General features: G+C 31.9%; 9 protein-coding genes. 2 read left to right on the top strand and 7 right to left on the bottom strand.

The window, feature by feature from the left end; genetic code table 11:
• Positions 1-2 precede the first annotated feature (2 nt).
• The gene (locus H0I29_RS01940; RefSeq protein ID WP_218731159.1) at positions 3-755 is read left to right on the top strand and encodes a hypothetical protein; all 753 of its coding nucleotides are present in this window, start codon (positions 3-5) and stop codon (positions 753-755) included.
• Between the two features lie 115 nt (positions 756-870).
• Here H0I29_RS01940 and H0I29_RS01935 read toward each other — a convergent pair whose 3' ends face one another.
• Positions 871-2,142 carry a replication-associated recombination protein A gene (locus H0I29_RS01935; protein ID WP_218754222.1) on the bottom strand — a complete coding sequence of 424 codons (1,272 nt, stop codon included), beginning with the start codon at positions 2,140-2,142 and terminating at the stop codon, positions 871-873.
• A gap of 73 nt (positions 2,143-2,215) precedes the next feature.
• Between H0I29_RS01935 and H0I29_RS01930 the strand changes: the two genes are divergently transcribed.
• Positions 2,216-2,896, top strand: coding sequence for a rhomboid family intramembrane serine protease (locus tag H0I29_RS01930; protein WP_254712679.1), 681 nt, complete (start codon positions 2,216-2,218; stop codon positions 2,894-2,896).
• Positions 2,897-2,988: 92 nt separating this feature from the next.
• On the opposite strand, the gene rlmB is transcribed toward H0I29_RS01930, so the two are convergent.
• The 6 genes from rlmB to H0I29_RS01900 all read right to left on the bottom strand — a co-directional run bounded on the left by rlmB (position 2,989) and on the right by H0I29_RS01900 (position 14,732).
• A complete protein-coding gene (rlmB, locus tag H0I29_RS01925; RefSeq protein WP_166382642.1) occupies positions 2,989-3,750 on the bottom strand; it encodes a 23S rRNA (guanosine(2251)-2'-O)-methyltransferase RlmB in 762 nt (253 codons plus the stop codon).
• An 84-nt stretch (positions 3,751-3,834) separates the two neighbouring features.
• Positions 3,835-4,566: a hypothetical protein gene (locus H0I29_RS01920; RefSeq protein ID WP_218754221.1), complete on the bottom strand. Its 732-nt coding sequence runs from the start codon at positions 4,564-4,566 to the stop codon at positions 3,835-3,837.
• A gap of 64 nt (positions 4,567-4,630) precedes the next feature.
• On the bottom strand, positions 4,631-6,103 hold the full coding sequence (locus H0I29_RS01915; RefSeq protein WP_218754220.1) for a RagB/SusD family nutrient uptake outer membrane protein: 1,473 nt from the start codon (positions 6,101-6,103) through the stop codon (positions 4,631-4,633).
• Between the two features lie 21 nt (positions 6,104-6,124).
• Complete coding sequence (locus H0I29_RS01910; RefSeq protein WP_218754219.1) at positions 6,125-9,343, bottom strand: SusC/RagA family TonB-linked outer membrane protein; 3,219 nt, start codon at positions 9,341-9,343, stop codon at positions 6,125-6,127.
• A 695-nt stretch (positions 9,344-10,038) separates the two neighbouring features.
• Entirely contained in the window at positions 10,039-11,478 is a 1,440-nt protein-coding gene (locus H0I29_RS01905; protein ID WP_218754218.1) for a SusD/RagB family nutrient-binding outer membrane lipoprotein, read from the bottom strand.
• 11 nt (positions 11,479-11,489) lie between these two features.
• A complete protein-coding gene (locus tag H0I29_RS01900) occupies positions 11,490-14,732 on the bottom strand; it encodes a SusC/RagA family TonB-linked outer membrane protein (protein ID WP_218754217.1) in 3,243 nt (1,080 codons plus the stop codon).

The raw sequence follows: 14,732 nt of genomic DNA, 5'->3' as shown, positions 1-14,732 counted from the left end.
AAATGATTAAAAAAATAGCATTTAGTTTTTTGTTTTTAATAGCAATATCAGCATTTAGTCAAGAACGAGATATTAATAACTACAAATATGTAATTGTACCAGATCGATTCGATTTTTTAAAGAGTTCAGATCAATACCAAACGAGTTCTTTAACTAAGTTTCTTTTAGAAAAAAAAGGATTTGAAGTTTTTCTAAGCAATGAAAAATTACCAGAAGATTTAATGCTAAATAGATGTAAAGCGTTAACAGCAATAGTTGTAGATGATTCTAGTATGTTTACCATTAAAAGTGTAATTAAATTACAAGACTGTAATAATAATGTATTATACACTTCAGAGGTTGGTAAGAGTAAACTTAAAGAATATAAGAAAGGTTATCAAGAGGCTATAAGAAAAGCTTATGAAACAATGGAAGATTTAGAGTATAATTATAATACTTCTATTGCTGCTAAAGAAAAGATAAAACCAGAAATAGTTAAGGAAAAAGAATCTGTTGTTACCGTTAAAACAAGTGTAAAAGAAATTAATACTAATTCTAATGCTACTAATGTTTTATATGCACAGAAAAAAAATAACGGATTTCAACTGGTAAATTTAACACCAGAAGTTGTTTTTATAATTTTAAATACAAACAAGAAAGATGTTTATGTAATTAAAGGAAAAGACGGAACGCTTTATAAAAATGGAGAAATTTGGATTGCAGAATATTATAAAAATGACCAATTAGTAAAAGAAGAATATCAAATAAAATTTTAATTAATTTTCTATAAAAAAAATAAAACTTACTATTCTTAGTTTTATTTTGAATAAAAAATGTCACTTAGAAATAATTTCTGAGTGACATTTTTTTGATAAAAGTTTTAGATATAAATTAATATTCATAGTTGTTTTTCCATCTATTCTTTAAGATTTCTCTAAACTGATTTTCTCTAGCATTATTACCAGGTTCATACAATTTTGTTCCAGATATTTCATCAGGTAAAAACTCTTGTTCTACAAAGTTATTCGGATAATTGTGCGAGTATTTATAGTTTTTACCATAGTCCAAGTCTTTCATTAACTTAGTTGGTGCATTTCTTAAATGAATAGGGATAGATAAGTCTTCCGTTTTCTGTACTAAATTTTGAGCATCATTAATAGCCATATATGAAGCATTACTTTTGGCGGAGTTAGCCAAATAAATAGCACATTGACTTAATATAATTCTAGATTCTGGGTATCCAACAACAGAAACAGCTTGAAACGTGTTATTTGCTAGTATTAAAGCAGTAGGGTTTGCGTTTCCAATATCTTCTGAAGCAGAAATAAGTAGCCTTCTTGCTATAAATTTTACGTCTTCACCACCTTCAATCATTCTAGCCAACCAATAAACAGCGCCATTAGGATCACTACCTCTAATCGATTTTATAAAAGCAGATATAATGTCATAATGTTGTTCCCCTGTTTTATCATATCTAACAGTATTTTTCTGAATTTTAGTGAGTACTAAATCATTGGTGATTTCAATTTCATCCTCTTCAGATACTAATAATTCAAAAATATTAAGAAGCTTTCTAGCGTCCCCTCCAGATACTTGTAATAATGCATCCGTTTCTGTTAAAGTAATTTTTTTGGTTGATAAAAGTTCGTCTTTCTCCATGGCTCTATGTAAAAGTGCCACGAGATCAGTTTTATCAAAAGAATTTAAAATATAGACTTGGCAACGTGAGAGTAGGGCAGGAATAACTTCGAAACTTGGGTTTTCTGTAGTTGCACCAATTAACGTTACCCATCCTTTTTCTACTGCTCCTAAAAGTGAATCTTGCTGAGATTTACTAAATCGATGAATTTCATCAATAAATAAAATAGGATTTTTAACAGTAAACAATCCTCCACTTTTTTTAGCTTTTTCTATAACCTCTCTTACATCTTTTACCCCAGAACTAATAGCGCTCAATGTATAGAAAGGACGTTTAGATTCTGTTGCAATAATATTGGCAAGCGTTGTTTTTCCAATTCCTGGAGGTCCCCATAAAATTAATGAAGGAATGATTCCTTTTTTGATTAAATTGGTTAAAACACCCGTTTTACCCACTAAATGTTGTTGACTGATATAGTCTTCTAAAGTTTTAGGTCTAATTCTTTCTGCCAAAGGTTCATTCATTCCGTAAAAATAATAAAGATTTCTGACAGAAATTGTAAAAATCGGGATTGGTTCTATTTTTGTTATTTTTATAATGATGAAAGAGGAAAATAATTTAAAAAGTTCGAAATCAATTTTCTTAATTCCAATTGTATATGTTGTTACAATATGGCTTATTTATTGGATTGAAATACAATTTGACTTCATTTTTAATAAATATGGTGTTTTTCCAAGAAATTTTGTTGGTTTTAGAGGTGTTTTCTTAACTCATTTTATACATAGTAATGTTAGTCACCTTTTTAATAATTCGGTTCCCTTATTTGTGCTTTTAAGCAGTCTTTTTTATTTTTATAGAGATGTAGCATATAAAGTTTTGCTTCTTGGTGGTTTCTTTACAGGTTTAATAACTTGGTGCATTGCTAGAGAGTCTTACCACATAGGTGCAAGCGGAATTGTGTATTTGCTTTTTAGTTTTGTTTTTTTTAGCGGAATTATAAAAAGACACTTTCGGTTAGTCGCATTGTCTTTAATCATCATCTTTCTATACGGAGGTATGATATGGTATGTTTTGCCTATAAAAGAAGGCGTTTCTTGGGAAGGTCATTTATCTGGTTTTATAGTGGGACTTCTTTTTGCAATTGTTTTTAGAAATAGAGGAATTGTAAGAGAAGAACATCAATTTATAGAAACAGAATTTGATGCTTTGTTTGATGAACATGGTAATTTTACTCCACCAGAAATAAAGCAGGAGGTAGGTGATGAAAAAGTTGAATAGAAATTGGAAACTTCTTATATAAATGGTAAATAAATAAAGCTGTACCTAATTCCTTAGATACAGCTTTGTTTTAAATGTATTTTTAATTCTTTCTAACTCCCCACAACAATTCTTTGTCTAACGGCTTCATATAGTAAAACACCACAAGCAACAGATACGTTTAAAGAAGCTATTTCACCTAATAAAGGTAATTTTGCTTTGTAGTCTACCATTTTTAATATAGAAGGATTTACCCCTCTATGCTCAGACCCCATAATTATGGCAATTGGTTGTTTAAAGTCAATATCATATACAGAATCTTCTGTTTTTTCAGTTGCTGCAACCGTTTTAATGTCTGATGCTTGTAATAAAAACATGGCATCTTTAATATGGTCTACTTTACAAATAGGAATTTTAAAAGCTGCACCCGCAGATGTTTTTATAGTTTCAGCATTAACAGGAGCACTTCCGTTTTTCTGAATGATAATTCCGTTAACTCCAGAACATTCTGCTGTTCTAATGATGGCACCAAAATTACGTACATCAGATACTTGATCTAACAATAAAAATAAAGGTGTTTTATCACTCTCTACTGTTTTTTCTATCAATTCTTCTAAATCGTAAAATTCTACTGGAGATATTTGAGCAACAGCACCTTGATGATTACTGTTTTTAGATAACCTATCTAATTTTTCTACAGGAACCATACTTGTAGTTAGGTTGTTTGTTTTAATTAACTTGTTCAGTTCATAAAACAATTCTCCTCTTAATCCTTTTTGTAAGTATATTTTATTAATTGATGAACCACTTTCTATGGCTTCAATTATAGCTCTAATACCAAAAATATTGGTTGTTGGTGTACTTTCTGTTGTCATAGTGCAAAGGTATGTTAATTATTGAAATTATTAGACAAAAAAAAACCACCTCATTAAGAGGTGGTTTAAATTTTATAAAAGAAATTAAATAGAAATTACTTCCTCTGTTCCATCTCCATAATCACCTGATATGCTAAAAATGGATACACCATTAGCAGTAATGCTAACTTCATTACCTCCGTCTCCATAACTGTCGTATACCTGTACGGTATAATCTCCAGAAGGTAAACATTCGCTAATTGTTAAAGATGTTCCAGCTAAACCCGTGTAAGCTCCATATCCAAATGGATCTGCACTTGCTAATACTGTTGTTCCGTCAGCATCCAAAATTCTCCAAGCGAATTCTTCTGGATAGCTATCAAAAGTAAGGTTTATTTTTACTTTTATTCCGTTATCAGGGCAAAGTTGAGATAATCCTATTGTTAAAGCTTCACCAGTAAAAGTTTCTTCAGAAGCTTCTAGTCTTAAAACTAATACTTTATCTTCTACTAAATCTACATCTTTTACTCCAATTGTAATTGTCCCTACGTTTGTTCCTCCAGGAATAACAACTGAAGTAGGAACAGTATAAGCACCTTCATCTGCAGTAGTACTTTCTACTACATTTAAAGTAATAGTTCTATCAGAACTTATAATGTTTGTAGTATAAATACTAACTTCTTCAGAAGTTTCGGCGCCTTCTAAAACACCGATATCCATAGAATTAGATACAAATGACGCATAAGAAGTATCTAAAGCTGTTAGAGAACTATCTTTACAAGAAGAGAAAGATATAATAGCTACAGATGCTAAAAATAAATAAATATATTTTTTCATAATTTATGTTTTTGTTTTAAATGGACAAGCTTATAAAAACTTAAGCTTGCCCATTGTAAAAAATCTAGTTAATGTAAGGGTTGTTTTGAACCTCTGCTTGAGGAATTTCATAAGTTAATCTTTCATCAGTATGAGGAATAGATAAACCAGAGTGAAATACATGGTTTGTACCTCTTGTCATAGTCTGTTTATTTCTCTTCATTGATAAATAACTTTTTCCTTCACCCCATAATTCTATTCTAGTCTGTAGAATAACTTCATTTAATAAAGCATCACCAGATAATGCGTTCACGTATGCATAATCTGCAGCATCATCAAATCTTTGAGATAATAACTCAATTAATCTTGATTTAGCAACACCATCTTGTCCTTCTTTTGCTGCCATTTCAGCAGATAATAAGTACATTTCAGCAACTCTCATATAAATGTAGTCATCTTCAACATTTCTTTGACCACCAATTACTCTTGCTGCATTATAAAACTTATTACGAGGTTGTAATGAATTATCAACATCAAATTGAGTTTTTCTGATATCTCCATCTTTAATTTGTGCAAATAAACCATCATCAATACCTTTTCTATCTCCAGCCCATTGGTAACTATAGGTAAATACATCAATTTGTCCCCACCAAGAAATTAAATCTAATCCATTAGCTAAAGTAACATCAAATCCCCAGATCCAAGCTGGTGTAGCAACGCTAGTAAAACCGCCTACTACTTCACTACTTGTCATTAAAGGGTATCCAGAAGCAATAACTTGGTCTGCTAATCCTTTGGCTAATAAGTTAGAAGCACTGTCTCCTTTAGCTGCATATACATAAGCTAATAAAACTCTAGCTACATCTTGATTTGCACCTGCTTTGTTTGATCTTTCAAAACCTTCTAAAAGCGAAGCTGCTGATGTTAAATCTTGAATCATAAAATCATATACTTCACTCATTGGTGATTGTGGAAATACAGGATCAAAAGGAGTTGAATATAATGGTAAAATTGCTTCTGTACCGTTATATTCTGTCTGATATAATTGAGATAAATAAAAGTAAGCATATGATCTTAATGTCTTAGCTTGTCCTAAAGCGTGCTTTGCAGCATCAGATTCAGGAATTGCTTCATTTCCTCCTAAAGAACTAATTACCAAGTTGGCAGATCTTATTACTCTATAGTAGTATCTCCAAGGTATGTAGTTATTATTATCAGAATAATCTACTGTAGATAATAAGTTTACAAAGTTAGCATATCTGTTATAGTTATTAGCTGTAAGTGCTAAATCTCCAGAAAGAAAATCTGTAAAGATATCATACCCTTTTTGACCAAAATCTTCATGAGCCGTAGTACCACCCGTTCCGGTGTTCACCATCATAGAATACAAACCACTAAGGTTGGCATCTGAGATTACAGGGTTTAATTGCCCTGTTAAACCTGCGTCTTCAGCATTTATAAATGATGTTGGACTTTTTTCTAAAAAGTCATCACCACAACTTAAAAATGATGTAATTACCGCAAGAGTAAATACTGTTTTTAAAATATTATATTTCATTATTTTTTGTTTTTAAGTTAATTATAATTGTACTCTAACACCTAATGTGAATGTAGATAAAGGACTATATTGGTATCTTTCTGATGCACCTACTAAAGATGAAGATGGATTAAAACCTGTTCTAGAACTTAATAAGAACAAATTGTCTCCTGCTACCCAAAAACTTAAAGCAGACATACCTGTGTTAGTTAATGATTTAGACGGTACACTATAACCAATCCTTACATTGTTTAATGCTAAGTAATCAGATTTTGTTAAAAAACGTGTAGATTGTCTGTTTACATTTACATTTTCATTACTGTATAATCTAGGGATATTTGTAATATCTCCAGGAGCTTGCCATGCATCTCTAATATCTACATGGTAGTTATTAGATCCAACTTGACCATTACCTAATACATTTGCATAGTTACCATCATATCCATAACCTCCTAAACTATAAGCAAACTGTGTACTTACGTCAAAATTATGTATTTGAGCAGATAATCTAAAAGCACCTCTAATTTTAGGTATTGCAGATTTTCCAATAAATTGATTGGTTGCTTCTGTATAGTCGTTTGTAACAGATTTTTTAATTTCTGCTGTTGGGTTTTTTATAGAATATTCAAATAATTCTGCAATTTCTTCTCCAGAATCAAAAGCACCATTCGAATTAGCATCTACATAATGAGTTTCCCAAAGAGGATCTCCATTTGCTGCATTTACACCTACCCATACTGGCATATAATAATCATATCTACTGTGTCCTTCAGCTCTACCAAAGTTTCCATCAATGTCAATAATTTTATCTCTACCTTCTGGAACGTCATATGGCATTTTAGTAAGTTCATTATCTAAAACTTCTCCATTTATAGATAAATCTAATTTAAAGTTTTCTTTGTTGATAATGTGTCCTGTCAAGTCAAATTCTAAACCTCTATTTACAAGTGCACCATCATTTTTAGTGTCAAGAGCATCACCCGTAGAAATTGGCGTACGTACACTAAAAATAAGTCCATCAGTATCTTTTATATAATAATCTACAGAACCATCAATTACATTGTTAAACAATCTAAACTCTGTACCTACTTGATACATTTTACTTGTTTCCCAAGTTAAACTAGCATTTTCTCTTGCTCTTAAAATAAGAGAAATACCTCCGTCTAAATTATCAATATCATATCCATTTTGACCAGAATAGAAATCTACTCCACCTTGATCTCCCTGAATACCGTAACTTGCTTTTACTTTTAAGTTATTTACAAAATCTACATTACTAAAGAAATCTTCTTTACTAACAATCCAAGATGCTCCAGCAGACCAAAAAGTTCCCCATTTCTCTGTAGCAAATCTAGAACTACCATCTCTTCTTACTGTACCAGAAAGAAAATATTTATTTAAATAGTTATAGTTAACTTGAGCAAAGAAACTTTCTATTGCAGTTTCTTCTGTATAACCAGAAGGGTTACTTCCTAAGTTTACATAGTTTGTAGGATTGTCTAAACCATTAATTAAGTTTACTACTGTATTCTTACTGATGTAAGTACGCTCTCTTTCCCAATTATTTGTTTCATGTGCTACTAAAGCAGAAACGTTATGGTCTCCAAAAGTTTTATTGTAGTTAAACATTTGTAAAAAGTTCTGTGTTATAGCTTGTCTTTGTTCTTTGAATAAACTACCACCTTGTCCAGCAGAAGATCCATAGAACGGGTTGTTGATGCTGTTGTCTACTAAACTATAGAAGTTTGCACCATACTTAGCTGTAAATGAAAAAGCATCAGTAAAATTAACTTTAAAAGAGAAGTTACCATTTATAGAATGACGCATATTTTGACTTAAATCATATGTAGCATCTGCAATAGCATTTGTTAAACCTCCAAAACCTCTATTAGTACCATAATCATATTGGTTACCACCATAGTAATCGTCAGCAACTATTGCTCCAGAAGCATCACGTAAAAATAATGGGTAAATTGATGGGATATTATCTGTAAACCAAAAAATTGAACCTGAATCCTCAGATTGACCATTTGCAGTTTGTTCTGCATAAGAGTAATCAATATTAGCATTTGCTTCTAACCAATCTACAGGCTTATGAGTTACATTTAATCTAGTAGAATAACGTTTATAATCAGAGTTTATAACATATCCTTTGTCATTTAAGTAACCAAAAGAAGAAAAATAAGTTGTTGTATCATTACCTCCACTCATACTTACGTTAGCTTCTGTTCTTGTAGATGATTGAAAGCCATAATCAGACCAGTCTTCAGGAGTGTATTTTCTAGAAACACCAGGTATAACTGTACCTGTGGCAGGATCTATAATATCTGCACCATTTGTTGCATTGTACATATTATAATCTTGGCTAATACCACCTCTTGTATCATCAAATAATACATCATTTGCATATGCATTTGCATCTGCAACACCTAATCTACTTCCTGTGTTTCTTAAAGCTTGCCATGAAAGTCCCATGTACTCATCTGGAGAGCTAATTAAATCATAAGTAGGTAAAAGTCTCATGTTTACACCAGACTTTACTTCTACATTAATGTTAGAGATACCATCTTTACCTTTTTTAGTTGTAATTACAATTACCCCATTTGCTCCTCTAGAACCATAAATAGAAGTTGCAGTTGCATCTTTTAATATAGTAGTAGACTCAATATCTGCTGGGTTAATGTTACTAATACTGTTTAAGTATGGTACACCATCAACAACATATAAAGGATCACTGTTACCATTAATAGTACCAAAACCTCTAATTCTAATTTCAGCAGCACTACCTGGTTGTCCAGATCCATTTACAACTGTTACACCTGCTACCTCACCTGCTAATGCTTGTGATATGTTAGAAACAGACTTTGCTTGTAAGTTTTCTGCACTAACTACAGTTGCAGTACCTGTAAAGGCTTGTTTTGTACTTGTACCATACCCAACAACCACAACCTCGTCTAAAACGTTGTTATCGTCAACTACCATACTCGCGTTAACGGTGTTAGATGCTCCTATTTTTTTTTCTACTGGTGTAAAACCTAAGTATCTAAAAACTAAAACATCTCCGCTTTTTGCTAGGATAGAGTACTTTCCATCAAAATCAGTCTCTGTACCTTTGTTGGTTCCTTTTACTGATATACTAACTCCAGGTAAAGGTCCCGAATTTTCTGTAACTGTACCAGAAACAGTTTTGTCTTGTGCAAATGAAATTTGCACGATTAACGCTAAGAGTAGCGTTAAAAATCCATTAAACTTTGTCTTCATTGTATAATTATTTGAATTAATTAAATCCAAAAGTCTTAAATTAATCTTAATAAAACAATTTTTTAACACAAATAGTTTTTTAGTATGTGGTAAAAATAGCATTAAATTTTGTTGTTATTTTTGCTTTTTAAATCTTTTTATTCTTTTATTATTTTTTTAATAGGTTCTTTTTTAAGGGGTTCTATTTTTATTTTATCTAAAAAACTCTTTCTCTCTTCTTGTATTTTGTAATAAAAATAATTTTAAATTTTATTTATTTTTTTTATTTAAAACCTTTCAGTGTTAGGAATAATCGAGTGATTTTAGTGTTTTTGCAATATAAAATTTATTCATTTATAGATATGGTTAAATTATCTGTAATGAATTCTTCTATTTTTGTATTGTATGGGTGTTGTTTTTTTATCAGTTATGATTCTTTTGATAAAAAAAAGACCTCTTAAATAGAGGTGTTTGTTCAAGTAAAAACGATTTTTAACGTTATTATTTCTGTTGATGTTTTTTTAAGGTTCTAGAATAATTTGTATTCCTTTGTAATTATCTTATATGTTAACATAATTTGGTTTAGTGACTTTTTTTATTTAGATAAACGAAATATGTATTAGTTTTAGCTAAAGTCTGTTTTTTTTAAAGATTTTTCTATGGTATAAAAAAAGACTACCTTTTCAGATAGTCTTTTTTTTTTAGTGTATTTGATTTTAGTTTCCTACACCTGTAATATCCCAAAATACGCGAGAAGATTTATCATCACCTCCCATTGCACTGCTTGCAGCAGCATAATTATCTGGGTTAAGATCTTTATCGTCGTTTCCGTACAAGTACCTTCTTGGTACAGCTTCGTTAGAAATTGAAGGGCGAGTAAAAGTATTAGGGTAGTCTAATATTCTCCATGAACTCCAAGCTTCAAATCCTCTTCCGTAAAGTGCTATGTATTTTTGATTACCAATAACTTCTTTCCAAGAAGAGCCAGAAGTTGTATACGCAACAGTTGCTTGTGCTAAATATGTGTCAGCCTCTGCTTGAGTTCCTCCCCAATAGATAATCGAAGCGGAAATAGCTGCATTGTAATAAGTTTCTGCACTACCAGTTATAAGACCTCTTTCTACAGCTTCTGCTAATAGAAATTGAACTTCATCATAACTTAAAAGTACTCCTTCTAAGTCTGGTTGATGCCATGCATCACCAATATGTGTAAAGTCTGTGTAAGAACTTCCTACACCGTAAGGGGCTCCGATATATGGTGTTTTGTTATCTGCTAAATAAGTTGAAGCTCTTGGGTCGTTTAATGGATTTATTAGGTTTACAAAAGTGTCAGCTACTAAAAAATCATCACGACCAGATTGTACTAAGTCAACCCAAATTGAATTTGTATTTGGGCTTGTTGTTTCAAAAGCAAAAGCAAAATTATCATCATTAGATGCAAATAATCCACCTGAAACCGCAGCAGAAGCTATTGTGCTTGCTTTAGCGTTATCGTAATCTGCAATTCTAAGTGCCATTCTTAATTTTAAAGAATTACCAAATTTTTTCCACTTTGCAGTTGATCCTCCGTAAACGATATCGGCATCACCAAAAGTTTCTGTACCTGCGTTTAAGTTAGTTAAACTTGCGTCTAAGCGAGTGAATAAATCTGTGTATATATCTTCATCATTGTCGTATACAGGTATAATATTGTTTACTCCCATTAAAGCTTCTGTGTAAGGAATGTCTCCATATACGTCTACTAATACACTCCAGGTATAAACTTCCATAAGTCCAATTACTCCTAATTGAGCAGATTTTGTTCCTGCATCTAAAAATTCATCAGCATCAAGAATGTCTCTTGCTGCTTGTAAGTCAATTAATACGTCTCTATATAAGTAAGTTGAAAAACCACCACCTATATCTCTTCCTCTAATATCGTAGTTTACTTCGTCTGTATACTGTGTTTCTGTCCAATATTGAGCGAAAAACTTAAATATGTTATAGTTTACATTAGGACTAGACATCCTATAGAATAAATCTTTTTGAGTACTAGTTACCAAATATGATGCTGGTACTTCACTTGGGTTTTTATCATCGACATTCCATCCTTCAAAATCTTCACATGAAGAAAATGTGATCCCTATCAATAATGCTATTAAAAATATTTTTTTCATCGTTTGTTTTTTTAAAATTGAAGTTTAACACTAAATCCATAATCTTTTGTTGTTGGATAAACACCAGATTGATAACCTTGTACATTACCTGAGCTTAAACCTGCTTCTGGGTCTGCGTATGGTAAACTTTTGTCAATAATCCATAAGTTTCTACCAATTAAAGAAAAAGTAGCTCCTTTAAAAAATGAATTACCTAATTGTTCTTGAGATAGAGAGTAAGATACAGATAATTCTCTTAATTTAACAAAACCTGCATCGTATACGTGAAGTGCATTTGGTGCTCTTTTATACCCCAATGCGTTATCAAAATTACTCATGTCAGTTCTTAAGGTATTAACGGTTCCATCAGAGATAGCATTTCCGTCTGAATCTGTACCAGTTTGTATAACTCCTGGTAAAACAATACCTCCACTATCATTACCAGATGTTAAAGCATCTCTTTTTGGGTTGCCTAATTCATTAAGTCCAGCTGTTTCAGGATATAATCCAGTAGCCATACCATACCAAGTATCTAAAGAAAATACATTACCTCCTTTTTTAATATCAATTAAAAAACTTAAAGAGAAGTTTTTATAGGTAAATGAGTTATTTATACCACCTTTCCAATCTGGTTGAAAAGACCCAAGATTTTCATCTGAACTTTGACTTACTGCATAAGCACCTGATGCTGCGTCAATAATTTTATTCCCGTTATCATCAAATACAAAGTTAGTACCTCTAATCATACCGTAAGTGTCTCCTACTGTTGCGTTGATAGATACTCCACCTTGTAAGCTAGCTAATTGAAGATTTTTTAAACCTGCAGGAAGTGCTATTACTTTACTTACGTTTTTCCCCCAGTTTAAATCAACTCTCCATTCAAAGTCTTCTGTTTTTATTGGAGAACCGTATAAAGATAATTCAACACCTTTGTTTTCTATTTCTCCAGCATTTAACCATTGTCCGGTATATCCTATAGCAGGAGTAACAGATATTGGTGTAAGTAAATCTTTAGATGTTTTATTGTATAGAGAGAAGTCAAAACCTAGTCTTCTTTTAGCAAACATCATTTCTAATCCTATTTCTGTCTCAGTAGACTCTTCATTCTTTAGGTTAGAGTTGTTATTTGTTGATGGTAAAGAAGCAGATGCTTGTCCTTGTACAGGTGTGTTTAATCCGAATGTGTTGTAAAGTGATAATGGAGAAGCAGCATTACCTGTTTTTGCATATCCAATTCTTAATTTACCTAAGTTTATAAAGTTAGACTCTACTAGTTCAGAGAATAAGAAACTTCCTGATAAACCATAATAATCATATTGATTATCATCTGTTGGAAGGGTAGAAGCTATGTCTAATCTATAAGATCCTTCAACGAATAAGAAATTTTGATACCCTAAAGATACATTTGCAAAATATCCATCAACTCCAGATTTATATTCATATTGTCCTGGAGCTTCTAGAGCATTAGCAGAGTTTGATAAAGACCAAAGTCCATCAATATTAATTCCACCGTTAGTTTCTGCATCTACATAAGAATAATGATTTCTTTGGATATTTGTTCCTAAAATAGCTTTTAAGTTTAAGTCTTCTGTAAGATCTTTGTCAAAATGTAACTGTAAATCATAGGTGTTTTGTGTATATGATTCAGTAAAAATACCGTAAGAGGAAGGTAGGCTAGTACTACCATTATTAATACGCTCTTCTTGGTTTCCAGAATAAGTGTCAATAGAAGCTCTGGCAAAAACATTTAAATAATCGTTAATTTCATAGTTTAAATTAACATTACCTATAACTCTATTTCTTACATCAGTTTCATAATTGTTGTCACGCATCCAATAAACGTTGTCGTGGTAAATTGCGTGTAAATCTTCATCAATATAACTTGTATTCCAAGTTGCGTTCTCTCCAGTTGCAAGGTAGGCTGCTTTTTGATCTTTTAAATCTACATTTGTTTGCCACCATTGTCTAGCTGTTTGCATAAAGTTTTGAGAATCATATCCTGTTCCATAACGTCCTTTACCGGTTGTTTTGTTGTAAGAAACACTAGATGCTGCCGTAAGTTTTTCTGTAAGTTTGTATGATGCAGAAAAATCAACATTATCTCTTATTATTTCACTATTAGGCATTATTCCTTTTATGCTTGCTTTTGAATAACCTAGCTTAAAAGTACCTTTATCACTACCACCATCTAAAAAGACACTGTTAAATACTGTTGTTCCTGTTTCAAATACAGAAGAAGGATCGTTTTTACCAGCCTCCCAAGGAGTTGCTATTCCGTAACCATCTAATGAAGGGTAGAAAGAATCCCATTGTCTTACTAGTGTATTTGAGTCAAATGCAGCTCCATAAGATCCATCCCAGTCAGCTAATGTATAGTTTTCTCCATTTTTAACGTAAAAATCGTCATGATAATTACCAATCCAATATCCTGCTCCATATTCATCTTGGTAAGTTGCAAAAGTATCTGCATTGTATTTATTAAATGTTATTGATGAATTCACGGTAACTCCAATAGATCCATCAGTGTCTTTACCTTTTTTAGTTGTTATAACAATAACTCCATTTGCAGCTTGAGACCCGTAAAGAGCAGTTGCGGCACCACCTTTTAGTATGTTTATAGACTCAATGTTATCAGGGTTAATGTCTGCGGCAGCGTTTCCATAATCATAGCCAGCTCCACCTGTTCGTTGGTCAGCGGAGTTTGAGTTATTGTTACTAATTGGTACGCCGTCTACTACAAATAATGCTTGGTTAGATCCGTATAAAGAAGAATAACCACGGATTACAACGTTGGTAGATCCACCCATTGTTCCACTTCCAGAAACATCTATACCTGCAACTTTACCAGATAAAGAGTTTGCGAAGTTTACGTCTTTAATTGCGCTTACTTCATCTCCTTTAACTTCTTGAGAGGCATAACCTAGAGATTTTTTTTCTCTTTTAATACCTAAGGCAGTTACAACAATCTCATCTAAAACGCTAGCGTCTTCAATCATTGCAATGTCAATAGTTAAGGAATTTCCAACCGTTTTTTGAATAGTTTTGTAGCCAACATAACTAAAGCTTAAGACATCGCCTTGCTTAACATTAATGGAGTACTTTCCGTTAAAGTCAGTTTGAGTTCCATTGTTTGTTCCTTTAATTGCTACACTTACTCCGGGTAATGTACCAGATGAGTCTGATACGGTTCCAGAAACCTTTTTTTCTTGAGCAAAAGATATTTGCATCAGAAACACTAATAGTAGTGTAAAAAATCCTTTAAACTTTGTTTTCAT

This window comes from Polaribacter sp. R2A056_3_33 (genome assembly GCF_019278485.1).
Taxonomy (GTDB): Bacteria; Bacteroidota; Bacteroidia; order Flavobacteriales; family Flavobacteriaceae; genus Polaribacter.
Note: the sequence above shows the minus strand (reverse complement) of the source record. Positions and strands in the feature narration are given on the sequence as shown.